This is a genomic window from Streptomyces sp. NPDC055287 (assembly GCF_053646035.1).
This window is the reverse complement of sequence record NZ_JBSHNE010000073.1, coordinates 1-18,342: the sequence shown is the minus strand read 5'-3', so window position 1 is coordinate 18,342 and position 18,342 is coordinate 1. Positions and strand designations below refer to the sequence as shown.

Annotated in this window: 17 protein-coding genes; 3 read left to right on the top strand and 14 right to left on the bottom strand. The window is 70.2% G+C overall.

The genetic code is table 11. The features are described 5' to 3' along the window. Nucleotides 1-186: 186 nt before the first annotated feature. The 6 genes from hemB to ACWIHY_RS38385 form a co-directional block, all read right to left on the bottom strand. Entirely contained in the window at nucleotides 187-1,188 is a 1,002-nt protein-coding gene (gene hemB / locus ACWIHY_RS38410) for a porphobilinogen synthase (RefSeq protein ID WP_454381293.1), read from the bottom strand. 293 nt (nucleotides 1,189-1,481) lie between these two features. Then, nucleotides 1,482-3,149 carry a uroporphyrinogen-III synthase gene (locus ACWIHY_RS38405; RefSeq protein WP_454381291.1) on the bottom strand — a complete coding sequence of 556 codons (1,668 nt, stop codon included), beginning with the start codon at nucleotides 3,147-3,149 and terminating at the stop codon, nucleotides 1,482-1,484. After that, complete coding sequence (gene hemC, locus ACWIHY_RS38400; RefSeq protein WP_454381290.1) at nucleotides 3,146-4,105, bottom strand: hydroxymethylbilane synthase; 960 nt, start codon at nucleotides 4,103-4,105, stop codon at nucleotides 3,146-3,148. Before hemC ends, ACWIHY_RS38405 begins: the two co-directional genes overlap by 4 nt. Further along, complete coding sequence (locus ACWIHY_RS38395) at nucleotides 4,102-5,676, bottom strand: glutamyl-tRNA reductase (protein ID WP_454381289.1); 1,575 nt, start codon at nucleotides 5,674-5,676, stop codon at nucleotides 4,102-4,104. Before ACWIHY_RS38395 ends, hemC begins: the two co-directional genes overlap by 4 nt. Beyond that, nucleotides 5,673-6,455, bottom strand: a complete 783-nt coding sequence (locus tag ACWIHY_RS38390) for a redox-sensing transcriptional repressor Rex (protein ID WP_454381288.1) — start codon at nucleotides 6,453-6,455, stop codon at nucleotides 5,673-5,675. Before ACWIHY_RS38390 ends, ACWIHY_RS38395 begins: the two co-directional genes overlap by 4 nt. Nucleotides 6,456-6,779: 324 nt before the next feature. Then, nucleotides 6,780-7,061, bottom strand: a complete 282-nt coding sequence (locus ACWIHY_RS38385) for a glutaredoxin family protein (protein WP_454381287.1) — start codon at nucleotides 7,059-7,061, stop codon at nucleotides 6,780-6,782. Nucleotides 7,062-7,199: 138 nt separating this feature from the next. Here ACWIHY_RS38385 and ACWIHY_RS38380 point away from each other — a divergent pair, with 138 nt between their 5' ends. From ACWIHY_RS38380 to ACWIHY_RS38370, 3 genes are all read left to right on the top strand, one after another. Continuing rightward, nucleotides 7,200-8,144, top strand: a complete 945-nt coding sequence (locus tag ACWIHY_RS38380) for an HAD family hydrolase (RefSeq protein ID WP_454381286.1) — start codon at nucleotides 7,200-7,202, stop codon at nucleotides 8,142-8,144. 343 nt (nucleotides 8,145-8,487) lie between these two features. Next, a complete protein-coding gene (locus ACWIHY_RS38375) occupies nucleotides 8,488-9,270 on the top strand; it encodes an ECF subfamily RNA polymerase sigma factor, BldN family (RefSeq protein WP_069927590.1) in 783 nt (260 codons plus the stop codon). A 293-nt stretch (nucleotides 9,271-9,563) separates the two neighbouring features. Further along, on the top strand, nucleotides 9,564-10,775 hold the full coding sequence (locus tag ACWIHY_RS38370) for a DUF5667 domain-containing protein (RefSeq protein ID WP_454381285.1): 1,212 nt from the start codon (nucleotides 9,564-9,566) through the stop codon (nucleotides 10,773-10,775). An 87-nt stretch (nucleotides 10,776-10,862) separates the two neighbouring features. On the opposite strand, the gene ACWIHY_RS38365 is transcribed toward ACWIHY_RS38370, so the two are convergent. From ACWIHY_RS38365 to ACWIHY_RS38330, 8 genes are all read right to left on the bottom strand, one after another. Beyond that, a complete protein-coding gene (locus ACWIHY_RS38365; protein WP_454381283.1) occupies nucleotides 10,863-11,942 on the bottom strand; it encodes a lysophospholipid acyltransferase family protein in 1,080 nt (359 codons plus the stop codon). A 1-nt stretch (nucleotide 11,943) separates the two neighbouring features. Further along, the gene (locus ACWIHY_RS38360) at nucleotides 11,944-12,984 is read right to left on the bottom strand and encodes an NAD-dependent epimerase/dehydratase family protein (protein WP_454381282.1); all 1,041 of its coding nucleotides are present in this window, start codon (nucleotides 12,982-12,984) and stop codon (nucleotides 11,944-11,946) included. A gap of 212 nt (nucleotides 12,985-13,196) precedes the next feature. After that, nucleotides 13,197-13,295, bottom strand: coding sequence for a 30S ribosomal protein bS22 (locus ACWIHY_RS38355; RefSeq protein WP_003948845.1), 99 nt, complete (start codon nucleotides 13,293-13,295; stop codon nucleotides 13,197-13,199). 110 nt (nucleotides 13,296-13,405) lie between these two features. Continuing rightward, nucleotides 13,406-13,618, bottom strand: coding sequence for a helix-turn-helix domain-containing protein (locus ACWIHY_RS38350; RefSeq protein ID WP_014046653.1), 213 nt, complete (start codon nucleotides 13,616-13,618; stop codon nucleotides 13,406-13,408). Nucleotides 13,619-13,745: 127 nt separating this feature from the next. Then, the gene (locus ACWIHY_RS38345) at nucleotides 13,746-14,561 is read right to left on the bottom strand and encodes a phosphatase (RefSeq protein ID WP_454381294.1); all 816 of its coding nucleotides are present in this window, start codon (nucleotides 14,559-14,561) and stop codon (nucleotides 13,746-13,748) included. A 624-nt stretch (nucleotides 14,562-15,185) separates the two neighbouring features. Next, the gene (locus ACWIHY_RS38340) at nucleotides 15,186-16,358 is read right to left on the bottom strand and encodes an acetoin utilization protein AcuC (RefSeq protein WP_454381281.1); all 1,173 of its coding nucleotides are present in this window, start codon (nucleotides 16,356-16,358) and stop codon (nucleotides 15,186-15,188) included. After that, on the bottom strand, nucleotides 16,327-17,547 hold the full coding sequence (locus tag ACWIHY_RS38335) for an MFS transporter (protein WP_454381279.1): 1,221 nt from the start codon (nucleotides 17,545-17,547) through the stop codon (nucleotides 16,327-16,329). Before ACWIHY_RS38335 ends, ACWIHY_RS38340 begins: the two co-directional genes overlap by 32 nt. 43 nt (nucleotides 17,548-17,590) lie before the next feature. After that, nucleotides 17,591-18,235 carry an HAD family hydrolase gene (locus ACWIHY_RS38330; protein WP_454381278.1) on the bottom strand — a complete coding sequence of 215 codons (645 nt, stop codon included), beginning with the start codon at nucleotides 18,233-18,235 and terminating at the stop codon, nucleotides 17,591-17,593. Nucleotides 18,236-18,342: the final 107 nt, after the last annotated feature.

The following is an 18,342-nucleotide window of genomic DNA, read 5'->3' as shown; positions in this document are numbered from 1 at the left end:
CAGGCCCATCGCGCAGCGACGCGACGCAGGAGCGCCCTTGACGCGCCACCCCGGCCCACCGACACTCAAGCGCCCAGGGACGACCCGAAACCCCCTCAAACAACCCGTGGTTCCTGCGGTACGCATACCCCCCGGGACCCACGCCCCGTCCCGGCGCCCTGCCCCCGACGCCCTACCCCCGCCGCCCTACCCCCGCCGCCCAATCCGGCGCGCGACCTCCGTCGCCCAGTACGTCAGGATCATGTTCGCGCCGGCGCGCTTGATGCCCAGCAGGGACTCCATGATCGCCTTGTCCCGGTCGATCCAGCCCCGCTCCGCCGCCGCCTCGATCATCGCGTACTCGCCACTGATCTGGTACGCCGCGACCGGCACGTCCACGGCCTCCGCGACCTTCGCCAGCACATCCAGGTACGGCCCGGCCGGCTTCACCATCACCATGTCGGCGCCCTCGTCCAGATCCAGCGCCAGCTCGCGCATCGACTCCCGCAGGTTCGCCGGGTCCTGCTGGTACGTCTTCCGGTCGCCCCGCAGCGACGACCCGACCGCCTCGCGGAACGGACCGTAGAAGGCGGACGAGTACTTCGCGGTGTAGGCCAGGATCGACACGTCCTCCTTGCCGATCGTGTCCAGCGCGTCGCGGATCACGCCGACCTGGCCGTCCATCATTCCGCTGGGACCCACCACGTGCGCCCCCGCGTCCGCCTGGACCTGCGCCATCTCGGCGTACCGCTCCAGCGTCGCGTCGTTGTCGACTCGCCCGTCCGCGTCCAGGACGCCGCAGTGCCCGTGATCGGTGTACTCGTCCAGGCACAGGTCGGACATGATCACGAGGTCGTCGCCCACTTCGGCCCGCACCTCGCGCAGCGCGACCTGAAGGATCCCGTCCGGGTCGGTCCCCGCCGTCCCCGCCGCGTCCTTCTTCTCATCAGCCGGGACGCCGAACAGCATGATGCCGGCGACGCCCACCTCCACCGCCTCGACGGCCGCCTTGCGCAGCGTCTCCAGCGTGTGCTGCTGAACGCCCGGCATGGCCGAGATGGCCACGGGCTCGCCGATGCCTTCGCGTACGAACGCCGGAAGGATCAGATCGGCAGGGTGCAGCCGGTTCTCGGCGACCATGCGCCGCATCGCGGGGGTGGTACGCAGCCGACGGGGCCGGGCTCCGGGAAAGGATCCATACACAGTCATGCAAACACGCTACGCCGCCGCAACGACCCCTTTTACCGTCACCCCGTCGGCACAAATCCCCACACCGCCCACACCGCCTACAACCCCACACCGCCCACACGCCCCCACCGCCCACACCGCCCACACGCCCCCACCGCTCAGTCGCACGACGCAAAAGGCGCGGGGGCCTGGGACGAACCCCAGACCCCCGCACCCCTCACACCACACCCACGCAGCGCCACATCCCCGCAGGGCCACGCGCGCGACGCCACGCGACGCCACGCGACGCCACGCCACGCCACGCCACGCGACGCCTAAGTGGTCCGCCGCCGCCGCGACCCCGGACGCCGCTCACTCGGCCGCGTCACGTGCTCGCCGGCCTCGATCGCCGCCTCGCGCCGCTGCGTACCGAACGCCGCGAGCGCCTCCGCCAGCTTGTGCACCGACGGCTCCGGCGAAAGGACGTCCACCCGCAGGCCGTGCTCCTCGGCCGTCTTCGCCGTCGCAGGCCCGATACACGCGATCACGGTCACGTTGTGCGGCTTACCGGCGATACCCACCAGATTCCGCACCGTGCTCGACGACGTGAACAGCACGGCGTCGAACCCACCGCCCTTGATCGCCTCACGCGTGTCCGCAGGCGGCGGCGAAGCCCGCACCGTCCGGTACGCCGTGACGTCGTCGACTTCCCAGCCGAGCTCGATCAGCCCGGCGACCAGCGTCTCCGTCGCGATGTCGGCCCGCGGCAGGAAGACACGGTCGATCGGGTCGAAAACCGGGTCGTACGGCGGCCAGTCCTCCAGCAGCCCCGCCGCCGACTGCTCCCCGCTCGGCACGAGATCCGGCTTCACGCCGAACTCGACCAGCGAGGCGGCCGTCTGCTCGCCCACAGCGGCGACCTTGATCCCCGCGAAGGCACGAGCGTCGAGCCCGTACTCCTCGAACTTCTCCCGGACAGCCTTCACGGCGTTCACCGAGGTGAAGGCGATCCACTCGTACCGTCCCGTGACGAGTCCCTTGACCGCCCGCTCCATCTGCTGCGGGGTCCGGGGCGGCTCGACGGCGATCGTCGGCACCTCGTGCGGCACGGCTCCGTAGGACCGAAGCTGGTCGGAGAGCGACGCCGCCTGCTCCTTCGTACGCGGAACCAGCACCCGCCACCCGAACAGCGGCTTCGACTCGAACCACGACAACTGCTCACGCTGAGCAGCGGCGCTGCGCTCACCGACCACGGCTATGACGGGCTGGTGGCCGTCGGGCGAAGGCAGCACCTTCGCCTGCTTCAGGACCTGGGCGACCGTACCGAGCGTCGCGTTCCACGTCCGCTGCCGCGTCGTCGTACCGGCCACAGTCACGCTCAACGGCGTATCGGGCTTGCGCCCCGCCGAGACGAGCTCACCCGCGGCCGCCGCGACAGCGTCCAGCGTCGTGGAAACAACAGCGGTCGCATCGCTGGCCCCGACCTCGGACCAGCATCTGTCGTCGGCGCTCCGGGCGTCGATGAAGCGCACGTCGGCGCCCCGCCCGTCGCGCAGCGGCACACCGGCGTACGCCGGCACACCAACCGCGGACGCGACACCGGGAACGACCTCGAAGGGGATGCCCTCGGCGGCGCAGGCGAGCATCTCCTCGCCGGCGTTCCCGTCGAGGCCGGGATCGCCGGCGATCGCACGCACGACCCGCCTGCCGCCCCGCGCGGCCTCCATGACAAGATTGACCGCATCCCTGATAGCGGGGATACCGGCGGCTGTTGACGCGTCGTCAACCACCGTCAGCTGCGGCGTGCTTACGCCCGCCCTGACATGCGTACGTACGACATCGAGCACATGTGGCTCGGCGATCAGCACATCCGCGCTCGCGAGCGCCTCGACGGCGCGCAGCGTCAGCAGACCAGGGTCACCGGGACCGGCGCCGAGGAAAGTGACGTGCCCGGATGCGGCGAACGCCGAAGGTACTGACGTAGAGGTGGTGGTGGGGCTCATTGTGCTCGCTCCCCCATAAGACCGGCCGCACCCTTCGCGAGCATCTCGTCCGCGAGTTCGCGTCCGAGAGTGATCGCGTCGTTGTGCGACGTGGGTACGGGACCGGTGGTGGACAGCTGCACCAGCTCGGCACCGTCGGGGGTACCGACGACACCGCGCAGGCGCATTTCGTTGACAACCTGTCCGTCGGCCAGCAGGTCGGCCAGTGCACCCACAGGTGCACTGCAACCGGCCTCCAGGGCGGCGAGCAGGGATCGCTCGGCGGTCACGGCGACCCGTGTGTACGGGTCGTCGAGCTCGGCGAGCGCGGCAGCGAGTTCGACGCGCGTGGCGGCGCACTCGACTGCCAGTGCCCCCTGGCCGGGGGCGGGCAGGACGACGTCGACCGCGAGGAACTCGGTCACCTCGTCGGTCCTGCCGATGCGGTTGAGGCCGGCGGCGGCCAGAACCACCGCATCCAGTTCCCCGCTCCGTACATATCCGACACGAGTGTCGATGTTCCCGCGGATCGGCACGGTCTCGATGTCGAGACCGTGGACGCGCGCGTACGCGTTGAGCTGCGCCATGCGGCGCGGCGATCCGGTGCCCACCCGGGACCCGGCCGGCAGCTGCGCCAGCGTCAGACCGTCGCGCGCGACCAGTACGTCACGCGGGTCCTCCCGCTTCGGCACGGCGGCCAGCGTCAGATCGTCCGGCTGGGCGGTCGGCAGGTCCTTCAGGGAGTGGACGGCGAAGTCCACTTCTCCCCTCAGCAGCGCGTCCCGCAGTGCCGTGACGAAAACGCCCGTACCGCCGATCTGCGCGAGCTGCTCCCGCGAGACGTCTCCGTACGTGGTGATCTCCACCAGCTCGACGGGGCGCCCCGTGATGCGGCGCACCGCCTCGGCGACGTGTCCCGACTGGGCCATGGCGAGCTTGCTGCGCCTGGTCCCCAGCTTCAAGGCATCTGTAGTCATGCCCGCCCTCTATTCCCACCGTCAGGGGTGTCGTTCAGGTCGGCCCGGCTGACGGCGGCGACCGTCTGCGGGTCGAGGTCGAAGAGTTCGCGCAGCGCGTCCGCGTACCCGGCGCCGCCGGGCTCGCTGGCGAGCTGCTTGACCCGCACGGTGGGCGCGTGCAGGAGCTTGTCGACGACGCGGCGCACAGTCTGCGTGATCTCCGCGCGCTGCTTGTCGTCCAGTCCGGGAAGCCGGCCCTCGAGCCGGGCGACCTCGTTGCTCACCACGTCCGCCGCCATGCTGCGCAGGGCGACGACGGTGGGCGTGATCTGCGCGGCGCGCTGGGCGGCGCCGAAGGCCGCGACCTCGTCGGACACGATGGTCCGCACCTGGTCCACATCGGCGGCCATGGGCGCGTCGGCGGAAGCCTCGGCCAGCGACTCGATGTCCACCAGCCGTACGCCGTCGAGCCGGTGTACGCCGCCGTCGATGTCGCGGGGCATGGCGAGGTCGAGCAGGGCGAGCCGTACGGGCGCACCTCCGCGCACACCGACCTGCTCGCGCGTACGGGTCTGAGCGGCGGCGGTGCCGTTGTCGGCCCACGCGCCGTGCTGCTCCATGGAGTCGGCGCCCTGCCGGGCGGCGGGTACGGCGGGGGCCTCGCTCGGCTCCGGGCAGCCCGCAGGCTCACCGGCACCGGCGCTCGCCCCCGCACCACTCCCAGCCCCGGAAGCGGCCGTGGCACGGTCCACCGTCAGCCCGAGCGCACCGGCGACATGCTCGGCCGTCAGTACGAGGCCCGTCGCGCCCGTGCAGGACACGACCACGTCGACTCGTGTCAGTTCACGTGCCACATCGCCCATCGGCACGGCGCGCGCGACGCCGCCGGCCTCGCCGAGGATCTCCGCCAGCCGCTCCGCCCGCGCCTGCGTGCGGTTCGCGACGACGACCTCGGCCACTCCGGTGCGTACGAGCGTCGCCGCGGCCAGCGAGGACATCGAGCCCGCGCCAATCACCAGCGCCCGCTTGCCCGCGGCCCACTCGGCGACCGGAATTCCGCTGCCGGCGGCGAGCTGTTCGAGGCCGAAGGTGACGAGCGACTGGCCGGCCCGGTCGATGCCGGTCTCCGAGTGCGCCCGCTTGCCGACGCGCAGCGCCTGCTGGAAGAGGTCGTTGAGGAGCCGACCCGCGGTGTGGAGCTCCTGCCCCAGGGCGAGCGCGTCCTTGATCTGGCCGAGGATCTGCCCCTCGCCGACGACCATCGAGTCGAGCCCGCACGCCACCGACAGCAGGTGGTGGACGGCGCGGTCCTCGTAGTGGACGTACAGATAAGGAGTGAGCTCTTCGAGCCCCACACCACTGTGCTGTGCGAGGAGCGTGGACAGCTCGGCGACACCGGCGTGGAACTTGTCCACGTCGGCGTACAGCTCGATGCGGTTGCAGGTCGCGAGCACGGCGGCCTCGACCGCCGGCTCCGAGGCGAGCGTGTCCTGGAGGAGCTTGGCCTGCGCTTCGGCGGTCAGCGACGCCCGCTCCAGCACACTGACCGGAGCGCTGCGGTGACTCAGCCCGACTACCAGAAGACTCATGCCGGCATCACGGCGGGAACGTCCCCGTCGGGTCCCTTCCGGCTCGCGGCCGCGCCCGCCCGCAGCGGGGGCGGCGTCACGACGTCGCCCGCCGCGCCGGCCACGGCGGCGGCTTCCTCGCCGGCCTTGCGCTGCTCGTGGAAGGCGAGGATCTGGAGCTCGATGGAGAGGTCGACCTTGCGAACGTCGACCCCGTCCGGCACCGACAGAACGGTTGGCGCGAAGTTGAGGATCGAGGTCACACCGGCGGCGATGAGTCGCTCGCTGACCTGCTGGGCGGCACCGGCGGGGGTGGCGATCACGCCGATGTGGACGCCGTTGTCACTGATGATCTTCTCGAGATCGTCGGTGTGCTGGACGGGAATCCCGGCGACCGGCTTGCCCGCCATGGCGGGGTCGGCGTCTATGAGCGCGGCGACGCGGAAGCCGCGGGAGGCGAAGCCGCCGTAGTTGGCGAGCGCGGCGCCGAGGTTACCGATGCCGACGATGACGACCGGCCAGTCCTGGGTGAGTCCCAGCTCGCGGGAGATCTGGTAGACGAGGTACTCGACGTCGTACCCGACCCCACGCGTCCCGTAGGACCCGAGGTACGAGAAGTCCTTGCGCAGCTTCGCCGAGTTGACCCCGGCCGCGGCGGCGAGCTCCTCGGAGGACACCGTGGGGACCGAGCGCTCGGAGAGCGCCGTCAGGGCACGCAGATACAGCGGAAGTCGGGCGACGGTGGCCTCGGGAATGCCTCGGCTACGGGTCGCCGGTCGGTGATTTCGGCCAGTTGCCACGGTGCTCCTGCGGGATGAGCGGGGCTGCAGGCGGCCGTATGTACCAAGACCGCCCCGTCGCAAGCAGGCTATGCCTTTGTGAACGCGTGCACAAAGATGGTGTCCGTTTTGTCCGCCCAAAGTGACCGGGGTCACGCATGCCGCCCGGCCAATTACGGAACCACGGACCGTTCGGGCTCGTTGAAGATCCGAAGGGGGCAAAACCGTACACACTCCTCACGACTACGCCCCCGAGACCGCTCAAATCGCCCATGATGCTAGCTGCCTGTCGGTCACCCCGGCGCCGCTCTCCGGTTCAGCCGCCCGGCCCCGCGCCCCAGCCGCTCAGCCCCCGAGCTCCTTGCGCAGCCTCCCGGCGTCCACACGCCAGAAGGTGTGCTGCTCCCCGTCGACCAGGACGACCGGGATCTGCTCCCAGTACGCCCGGTTCAACTCCTCGTCCTGCGTGATGTCCTTCTCCTCCCACGGCACCCCGAGCGCCCCGCACACCTCGCTGACCACGGCCCTCGCGTCGTCACAGAGATGACAGCCCGGCTTGCCGACCAACGTGACCAATCGCTCGTCGGGCTTCCGCTTGGCATGCGTACGTCGCAACAGGGGACTCATGACGCCATTCTCGCCCGGCCGGGCCGCCCCCGACCGGCCACGGCCCCTCCGCCCGCGTAACACCGGTGTTCCGGAGAGTTCACGCCGCCGCATCCCGGCAGGTCCGGAAGTACCGAACAGACTGGCTATGCTCACGACATGGCCGCACTGGGATGGCTCACCCCCCGCAGGCGCTCGGCGACAGCCCGGAGCGTGCTGGCGGGAGAGGCAGCAGCCGAGGCAGCACGCAAGACGTCGCTGGAGCAGGAAGAACTCGAAGCGGCGGCGTCCGGCAGAACCGAAACGACGGAGCCCGCGTTCCCCGTCGTCGGTGACGACCGGGCCGCCGCCTTCTTCGATCTCGACAACACCGTCATGCAGGGCGCCGCGATCTTCCACTTCGGGCGCGGCCTCTACAAGCGGAAGTTCTTCCAGCGCCAGGAGCTGGCCCGCTTCGCCTGGCAGCAGGCCTGGTTCCGCCTCGCCGGCGTCGAGGACCCCGAACACATGCAGGACGCCCGCGAGAGCGCGCTGTCCATCGTGAAGGGCCACCGCGTCTCCGAGCTGATGTCCATCGGCGAGGAGATCTACGACGAGTACATGGCCGAGCGCATCTGGCCCGGCACCCGCGCCCTCGCCCAGGCCCACCTGGACGCGGGCCAGAAGGTCTGGCTGGTCACCGCCGCCCCCGTCGAAACGGCCACGATCATCGCCCGCCGCCTCGGCCTGACCGGCGCCCTGGGCACGGTCGCCGAGTCCGTCGACGGCGTATATACGGGCAAGCTCGTCGGCGAGCCCCTGCACGGCCCCGCGAAGGCCGAGGCGGTTCGCGCCCTGGCCGCCGCCGAGGGGCTGGAACTGGCCCGCTGCGCGGCGTACAGCGACTCCCACAACGACATCCCGATGCTCTCGCTCGTAGGACATCCGTACGCGATCAATCCCGACGCGAAGCTGCGCAGGTACGCCCGCGAACGCGAGTGGCGGCTGCGCGACTACCGGACCGGCCGCAAGGCCGCCAAGGTCGGCATCCCGGCGGCCGCCGGCGTCGGCGCCATCGCCGGCGGCACCGCCGCCGCCATGGCCCTGCACCGCCGCCGCCGCTGACGGCGTCCCGCACCGGCCGCGACGGGGCCCGGCGGGCGACGCGCAATCCCGGGTCCCTACCCTCCCCCGGCTCCCGCCAGTCCCGTCACTTCCACTCGGGCACAACGCATCCAGCAATCACGCAGATTACGAAGTGATCCAGTCAACAACTGATCACGAACTGCTACTCGAACCGCCGCCTAGACGTAACAGAAGCGACGGAATCGATGATTTTAGCAACTGGGTGTAGTGCTGCCTGTACGAAGCGTTATTCTCCTCAGACGCATACCGGACCCCACCCGTCAGCACGACGAGTGACCGGTCTAGCACTGAACGTGTTGGAAGCTCTGCCTCTGGGAGTCCCGTGTACCCACACGTCGGGGTTGACGCCTCGGGCCTGGCTACGCTGCGCGCAACGGTCGTGGACCGCTTGCGCGGCTTCGTCCCCACCGCGTACGCCGTCCCCGCCCTTGCCACCCCTGCACTTGTCGGCCCCTGCTATGCCCTGGCCGACGGCGGTGCGGCGGTCGGCAGACGCAGCCGCGGCGCCGGCTCGGGCACCGGCACGTCCACCGCCCGTCGGCCCAGTGCCGACAGCGACAGCGCACGCATGATGGACCTCGTCGAACGCGCTCAGGCCGGCGAGGCCGATGCGTTCGGCCGCCTCTACGACCAGTACAGCGACACGGTCTACCGCTACATCTACTACCGCGTCGGCGGGAAGGCGACCGCGGAGGACCTGACGAGCGAGACGTTCCTGCGCGCCCTGCGCCGCATCTCCACCTTCACCTGGCAGGGCCGCGACTTCGGCGCCTGGCTGGTCACGATCGCCCGAAACCTGGTCGCCGACCACTTCAAATCGAGCCGGTTCCGTCTCGAAGTGACCACCGGCGAAATGCTCGACGCCAACGAGGTCGAGCGCAGCCCGGAGGACTCCGTCCTCGAGTCCCTCTCGAACGCGGCCCTCCTGGAAGCCGTCCGCAAGCTCAACCCGCAGCAGCAGGAGTGCGTGACCCTGCGCTTCCTGCAGGGCCTCTCGGTCGCCGAGACGGCCCGCGTCATGGGCAAGAACGAGGGCGCGATCAAGACCCTCCAGTACCGGGCCGTCCGTACGCTGGCCCGGCTCCTGCCCGACGACGCCCGCTGACCGCGCACCCACGCGCACGTCCACCTGCACCCAACGACACGCGCCCGCGCACGCCCGCCGATCGGCCGACAGAGGTCACATTCAGTGATGCCCTCACAACCCTCCATGACGTTGTGGTCCGATCATCCTCTGCGCGTAACCCAAGTGCCGAGACGCTCGTTGTGCGGGATGCAGGCTCCCTGCGGTCACGCCATGTCCGCAGCCACTCACTCGATCGTGTGGATGTGCTCATGGCGTGCAACCTTCCGGACCCCCAGGGGAGTCGATCGTCATGACGAGAGGAGGTGCCGCCAGTGATCGCGAACGTATCGGCGCACCGGCGGGCGAACGCCTTCGCCCAGGCGCTGGAGGCACAGACGCCCCAGGGCACGGCGGCAGATCAGCCCGAAGAAACGGCCGAAGGTTCAGAGGCCGTACGGCTTCTGGCTCTGGCGAACGGTCTCGGCGCGCTGCCGTCACCGGAGTTGGACCCCGAGGTCAAAGTCGTCCAGCGGGCCCAGCTCATCGCCGCCATGGAAGCGATGGTCGCCGAGGGCGGCGCGCCAACGGGCCCTACGGTGCCCGAGCAGCGGACCGGACGGGGCACCCACCGGGCGTCCCCGCTCCGGAAGCTGCGCCCGCGCTCCCGCTGGTCGAAGGGCATCGCTGCGGGCGGGCTCACCGTCGGTGTGGCCGCCGGAGCCTTCAGCGGAGTGGCCGCTGCGAGTTCCGACGCCCTGCCGGGTGATTCGCTGTACGGGCTGAAGCGAGGCATGGAAGACGTCAAGCTCACCATGGCCGGCGACGACGCCGACCGTGGCGAGATCTATCTCGACCAGGCTTCGACCCGCCTCATGGAGGCTCGCCGCCTCATGGAGCGCGGCCGGGCCGCCGACCTGGACCACGAACAGCTGGGCGAGGTCAGGCGCACGCTGAGCGGCATGACGCACGATGCCGGCGAGGGCCACCGCCTTCTCAGCCGTGCCTACGCGCGCGACGGCTCCATCGGCTCCATCCAGGCCCTGTCGTCGTTCGCCAAGTCGCACCGCCAGGCATGGAGCAGCCTGCGCGACAAGCTGCCGGTACAACTAGCCGACGTGGGCGACCAGGTGAGTTCGGTCTTCGACGCCATAGACCAAGAGGTGGCCCCGCTCCAGTCGCTCCTTCCGCGCGCCCCCAAGCCCCCCGAGAACGCCGAACGCCCCGGCGGCTCCACCCAGGACCGCACCGGCACACCGGGAACGGAGCGCCCCGGGCCGTCCACGACCACGTCCTCGGGCGGCCGGACGGGTGGCGACACCAAGCCGAACCCGTCGTCTCCCCGCAGCACCGCCAAGGACGACGGCCTCATCGGCGGCGCCCCCGGCGACCTCCTGAACCCGCCCTCGGCCGACGCGACGACCCCGTCGTCACCGTCCTCCAAGGACAAGGGCACCAGCACGTCACCGGTTCCCGACGTCACCGTCCCCCCGCTGCTCCCCGGCATCCTTCCGGGCCTGGGCATCGAGGAGGAGAACGCGCCGTAGTACGAGGCCGGCAGGACCAGCAACACCCGTGGGCCCGCTCTCCACCGGAGACCGGGCCCACACCTTTGCCCGTACACCCACCCGCGCTCAGAAGAAGACGGACCTGCGCTGCACCAGCAGCTTGTACAGCGTGTGCTGAATCTGCTCCCGTACCTGATCCGTCAGGTTGAACATGAGCATCGGGTCCTCCGCCGCCTCCGCCGGATACCCGTCCGTGGGAATCGGCTCCCCGAACTGAATCGTCCACTTCGTCGGCAACGGCACAGCCCCCAACGGCCCGAGCCAGGGAAACGTAGGCGTGATCGGGAAGTACGGAATCCCCAGCACTCGCGCCAGCGTCCGCGCGTTCCCGATCATCGGGTAGATCTCCTCGGCCCCCACGATCGAGCAGGGCACAATCGGCGCCCCCGCCCGCAGAGCGGTGGAAACGAACCCGCCCCGCCCGAAGCGCTGGAGCTTGTACCGCTCGCTGAACGGCTTCCCGATCCCCTTGAAGCCCTCCGGCATCACACCGACGACCTCGCCGCGCCTCAGCAGCTCCTCCGCGTCCTCCGCGCAGGCCAGCGTGTGCCCGGCCTTCCGCGCCAGTTCGTTCACGACCGGCAGCATGAACACCAGATCCGCCGCCAGCAGCCGCAGGTGCCGCCCGTCCGGATGGTTGTCGTGCACCGCGGCCTGGAGCATCAGCCCGTCCAGCGGCAGCGTCCCCGAATGGTTGGCGACGATGAGCGCCCCGCCCTCCGACGGGATGTTCTCGATGCCCTTGACCTCCACCCGGAAGTACTTCTCGTACAGCGGCCTGATCATCGACATCAGGACCTTGTCGGTGAGCTCCTCGTCGTACCCGAACTCGTCGACCTCGTAGTCACCGGTGAGCCGCCGCCGCAAGAACGCGAGCCCGCCCGCGATCCGCCGGTCCCAGCCACCCCCGCCGCCCGGCTCCGCCCTGGGCTCCTCCGGCGCCACCGGGGCGGCCTCCGCGACCGCCGCGTCGTCCGGTGCCGCGTGCTGCTCCGGTACGGGTGCGAGCGGGCCGCCCTTGCGCCCCTGAGGCCGCTTCCCCTTGGACTCCTTGGCGGAGGCACCGGCACCCGCGTCCTTGGACTTGGGCCGGGCCCTCCTGGTCCGCGGATCATCACCGAACGGGATGACCTTGGCATCGGCCATGTCAGGTGCGCTCCTTGCTGACGAGAGTGGAGAGCCGGTCGACGGTACGGGCGAGAGCCTCGGGCGGCAGCAGGCCCGCGGCCCGGCTGCGCACGAAGTCCGCGAAGGCCTCCGCGGTCGTGTACTTGGGATCAAAGCCCAGTGTCTCGCGCATCTGGGTGGTCCTGACGACCCGTCCGTGCGTCAGCAGCCGGATCTGCTCGGGCGAGAAGTCGGTCACACCGACGGTCCGCAGCGCGGACCCGACCCAGGTGACGGCGGGCAGCAGCACCGGCACGGTCGGCCGCCCGAGCCGCCGCGAGCACTGAGAGAGCGTCAGTACACCGTCCCCGGCGACATTGAAGGTGCCGCTGTTCATCGTGCCGCGCCGCGGGTCGTGCGAGGCGATGCGCAGGACATCGATGACGTCGTCCTCGTGCACGAACTGCAGGCGCGGGTCGTACCCGAACACCGTGGGAAGCACGGGCAGCGAGAAGTAGTCGGCCAGCGGAGAATCGGCACAGGGCCCGAGGATGTTGGCGAACCGGAGCACGCACACGGCCACGTCGGGCCGCCGACGTGCGAAGCCCCGTACATACCCCTCGACCTCGACCGCGTCCTTCGCGAAGCCTCCGCTCGGCAGCGACTTCGGCGGCGTGGTCTCGGTGAAGACGGCGGGATCACGCGGCGCCGATCCGTACACGCTCGTACTGGACTTCACGACCAGCCGCTGCACCGCCGGCGATTTCTGGGCGGCTCCGAGCAGCTGCATCGTGCCGATGACGTTGGTCTCCTTCACCGACGCGCGACTGCCGCCGGTGCCCAGCGGCGTACCGGTGACGTCCATGTGCACGATGGTGTCGACGCCGTGCTCGGCGAGCACGCGCGCGATGGCGGGCTGGCGGATGTCCGCCTGCACGAAATCGGCGCCTCCCAGGTGGTGCTCGGGTGGGATCGCGTCGACGCCGACCACCCGGTCCACATCGGGATCACGCTGGATTCGCCGTACGAAACGGCCGCCCAGCTGCCGGGCCACACCTGTGACGAGCACGACCTTGCCCAAGATCAGCGCCTTCCCTCGGTCTCCCCTAGCGCCACCGTAGCGGTTGGATGTTGCGCTGTGATGACCGCCCGGCGCCTGGAGTGACAGCAGACACGCATGGGCTACACGGGCTGCATGAGCCCTGTGAGCCGACTGAGCCACACGCGTCACAACGCACCACAGCCCTCCCACCATGACGGTGGAAGGGCTGCGGATTCACGTACAGCTGCCGCTTACTTCTTGTTGCGACGCTGAACGCGGGTGCGCTTGAGCAGCTTGCGGTGCTTCTTCTTGGCCATCCGCTTGCGCCGCTTCTTGATAACAGAGCCCACGACTACCCTCGCTCACTTCTCTTCACTCGGTGCGGGGCGTCTGGGCCCACACGACCTACGAGGGCCTAGCCTACCCGCCACCGAGAGAGGGACGTAATCCGAGGCCGCCGTCAGGCCGATTCCACCCCCACAAAGGACTCGCGGAGGTACTCGTGAACCGCTTGCTCCGGAACCCGGAAGGACCTGCCCACCCGGATCGCCGGCAGATGACCGCTGTGCACCAATCGGTACACGGTCATCTTCGACACTCGCATCACCGAGGCGACTTCCGCCACGGTAAGAAACTTGACCTCGTTGAGAGGCCTCTCGCTGCCAGCAGCCATGACCCACCTGTACCTTCCGCACCCGACGCGCACCGGCTTCCCCTCCGGTGACTCTTCGTCGCTGTGCGCTCACTCCCAGACTAGGGGCGGGTGATGCGAGTGGGGAAGAGGAGCAGCGATCCGGCGCCTACCGTGACAGACACGCTCGATTGAGTACATAGCGAGTAAGCGGTCGGTAGTAATCAGACCGCACAGCATCATCAAGCGGAACGGCGACGGACACCCGCCCCTCGGCCTCTCCGACGAACAGCGCGGGATCGTCCGTATCGGCCAGTCCAATGGCCTCAAACCCCAACTGACCTGCACCGCAGACCCACCCGTGGTCGCCGACGACAAGCCCGGGCAGGGGTCCGTCGCCCTCCCCGGCGGCGGCCAGCGCGACCCTAACCGGGAGGGGCGAATGGCTGTGTGCGCCGGTATCACTCACGGGGCCCTGCACGCCGGGTTCGCGCACCAGGGCGACTCCTCGTACGTAGTCCAGGTTGTACGTGCGTACTCCGAACCGGGTCGTTATGTCGACACATCGCCCCTGCGCGGGTGTGAGGACAAGGCACCCCGCCGCCGACAAAGCGTCTGCGAGATCGGCGTAGAACCCGAGCAAACGGTGCGGGTGTCCGGTCCCGAACAGCACCGGCATCCCCCGCGCGGCGGCTTCCCCCAGCCGCCCCGCGAACGCCTCCAGCCCGGCCAGCGTCCGCTCGGGATCGATCACATCGGACCCGCTGACACACCCGGGGTCACCGGACACCCCGCACCTGTCGGCCATCAGGGCCATGACATCGAGCTCGTTCCACGCCCAGTCGGGATCGAGCCCGAGGAGCACCCGGGGATCCCGCGCGGCGAACAGCCGGTAGCTCCGCAGGCTCGTCTCCCGAGAGGTGGCCACGGTCCCCGCCAGCCGGGCCGCCAACAGATGCGCACGCAGAGCGCCGGTACTCAACACATTCCCGATGCTCCCGCACCCCCACCCCCCGTCCCCCCAAAACCCCGAACAGACCCCACACTTGGCGTAACCCCCGGGAGGCGGCGCCACGACCGAGCCTCCGTCCTTCTGGGGCGGTACGGGCGCCCAGGCCGGCACACAGTCCGTGAGTCCCCAGCCGCAGGCCCGACCCCGAGCCGACCGCGCGCCCACAACCACACCGGCCGTCGCGCCGCAGGGGACGCCTGGCGATTCGAGGCCTGGACGCAACCGTCCCGCTCGAGCGCCGGCCGCTGCAACGCCGGGGGTGAGGCCTGGGGAGCCAACTTCGCTCCTCAGACCCGCGCCGGCCGACGCAGTGCGGGGCGGAATGCCAGGGCGTCAACCCGTGGGCGGGCCGGCGCACGCAGTCGCCTCCCCACCGAGAACCTGAGCGCGCCTGACCTGGCGCAACACACCGGCGCCCGCTGCGCCCGCGCCCACACCGACCGCAGCACCGCCGCACCACCGTGGGGGTCTGGGGGCTTGCCCCCAGTTTCGGAAAGGGGCGGGGAGGGGGCAGCCCCGCGCAGCGGCCAAAGCACACACCCGCACCCACACCCACGAACGGCGAACCCGAACACCGCCCCGCTGCCAACCCCGGCCCTACGCCAGCAACCCCCGCAAAGGAAACGCCGCCCGCCGAGCCGCGAGTACCGCCTGGTCCAGCCGGTCCGCAGGGTCGTACCCCGCGTCCCACTCCTCCCACCCCGGCGTCACGCCGTCCGTCATCCGCCCCGGCCCCAACTGCCGCGTGCGCGCATACACTTCGTCCCGCCACGTGGCCGGAATCACCGACTCCGGCTCGACCGGCCGATGCGCCGCGATTCCCACCAGATGCGTCCACGAGCGCGGCACGACGTCCACGACCGCATAGCCACCTCCGCCCAGCGCGACCCAGCGCCCGTCGGCGTACGAGTGCGCCAGCTCGTGGCACGCCTCCTGCACCGCCCGCTGCGCGTCCAGCGAAACCGCCAGATGCGCCAGCGGATCCTCGAAATGCGTGTCCGCCCCGTGCTGCGTGACCAGCACCTGGGGCCGGAAATCCGCCAACAGCTCCGGCACGACCGCGTGAAACGCCCGCAGCCACCCCGCGTCCCCCGTCCCCGCCGGCAACGCCACATTCACGGCCGAGCCCTCGCCCGCCCCACTCGCGCCCGTTTCCTCCGGCCACCCGGTCCCGGGAAACAGCGTCCGCGGATGCTCATGAAGCGACACCGTCAACACCCGCGGGTCGTCCCAGAACGCCGCCTGCACCCCGTCCCCGTGGTGCACATCCACATCGACGTACGCCACACGCTCCGCCCCCAGCTCCAACAGCCGGGCGATCGCCAGTGACGCGTCGTTGTAGATGCAGAACCCCGCCGCACTCCCCGGCATCGCGTGATGCAGCCCGCCCGCGAAGTTCACCGCATGCGCGGCCTCCCCCCGCCAGACCGCCTCCGCCGCCCCGACCGACTGCCCGGCGATCAGCGCGGAGGCCTCGTGCATGCCGGCGAAGGCCGGATCATCAACGGTCCCCAGCCCGTACGCCTGGTCCGCACCCCGCGGATCCGCTGAAGCCGCCCGTACGGCCGCCACATAGTCCTCGCGGTGCACCAGTCGCAGCGTCGAGTCCCCCGCGGCCGGCGCGGCGACGACATCCACCGCCCGGTCGAGTCCGTACGCACGCACGAGCCCCATGGTCAGGTCGAGCCTGACGGGGTCCATCGGGTGGCTCGCCCCGAAGTCGTAGCCCGTTACCGCGTCATCCCACATCAACAGTGCGCGCCCGCTCATGCCCGCCACCGTATCGGTCGGTGCCGGACGCGAACGAACGGGCGTACACCAGCGTCACCAGCACCAGAACCATCGGTACGAGCATCGCCCCGCGATAGCTCCACGCATCCCCGAGAGCCCCCACCAACGGCGCGCCCACCAGAAATCCCACGTAATTGAACACATTCAGGCGAGCCACAGCCGCGTCACTCGCCGCCCCCGGGAAAAGCCGCCCCGCCGCCGCGAAAGTCTGCGGCACGATCACACACAGCCCGAACCCGAGCATCGTGAACCCGAGCATCCCGGCCCCGACCCCCGGCGCCCCCGCCACAACGGCGAACCCGCCCGCGGCCAGCAGCGCCCCGGCCCGCACTACGGCGACCGCCCCGAAGCGCCGCACGCCGAAGTCCCCGACGGCCCGCCCCACCAACGTCGTCACCATGTAGACGTTGTACGGAAGCGTCGCCGTCTGCTCCGAAGAACCGAGCACATCCTCCAGGTACTTGGCGCTCCAGTTCGAGACCGTGGAGTCCCCGATGTACGCGAACGTCATCACCAGGCACAGCGGCAACAACAGCCGGAACGCACCCCCCGAGTCCGCTCCCCCATCCCCCTTCAGGCCCACCCCCCCAGCACCAGCACGAGCACCCACACCGTCGGCATACCACCGACTGCCGGCGAACGCCGCAGGCAACAGCACAGCCACCACAGGCAGATAGGAGACGAACAGCGCCAGATCCCAGTGCGCCCCCATCCACGCGAGCGACGCCCCGACGATCCCGCCAAGGCTGTACGCCGCATGAAACCCGAGCATGATGCTGCGGCCGTACGCCTGCTGAAGGCTCACCCCCAGCATGTTCATGGACGCGTCCAGCGCCCCGACCGCCACCCCGAACAGCGCCAAGGCGAGCGCGACTTGCCACATCTCGCGCCCGGCCCCGACCCCGAGAAGCGCCACCAGCACAACCGGCTGCGACCATCGCAGTACGACGCTGGGCCTGACCCGCTTCACCGCCTGCTCGGTCGCGACACTGCCCACACCCGCCAGAATCGGCACGGCGGCCAGGAAGGCGGGCAGCAGCGCGTCGGATATCCCGTACCGGTCCTGAATGGCGGGCAGCCGCGTCACGAGCAGCGCAAAAGCCACGCCCTGCGCAAAGAAGCTCAATGCCAAGGAAGCCCTGCCGTGCCGCAGGCGCGCGTCTGTCATGGCCGCACAGCGTAGGCCGCACACCTACTCATGGGTAGATCGATCAGGCAAGCAATTTCCGCAGTCCCCCGAAGTCCGAGAAGTGGCCGGTAGCCCCCGAAAGCCTGTCGGCCGGTGTCATGGCCGTGAAGCCGTACACATCCATCCCGGCCGCCCTGGCCGCCTCCACCCCGAGCGGACTGTCCTCCACCACCACACATCGCTCCGCCGGTACGCCCATCTGCTCGGCGGCGTGCAGGAAGAGATCCGGCGCCGGCTTGCCCCGCCCGACGTCCTGCGAGCTGAAGATCCAGCTGTCCTCGAACCACTCGTCGAGCCCGGTCACCAGGTGCCCCACCCGGATCCGCTCATGACTCCCGGACGACGCGAGGCAGTACGTCACCCCGTCCGCCACCAGCTCCCCCAGCAGCTCCTCCGCCCCGGCGACCGGCTTCAACTCCCGCTCGAAGGCGGCGAAAATCCGGGCATGCAGGGTCTTGTCGAAGTCCTCGGGCAGCCGCTGCCCGGTCCGCTCCAGCACCAGGTCATGAATCCGGTGCATGGCGGAACCCATGTAGTCGCGGAGCGAGTCCTCGTACGAGGTGGGGTGCCCCAGCTCGCTCAGGTAGCCGGCGAGGATCGTGTTGGAGATCGGCTCGCTGTCCACGAGGACGCCGTCGTTGTCGAAGATGATGAGGTCGTAGCGCATGACTTGACCTTAAACGCAAAAAAGCCCCGGCCCCTGGACATAAGTCCAGGGGCCGGGGCATAAAATTTGTTCGGCGGCGTCCTACTCTCCCACAGGGTCCCCCCTGC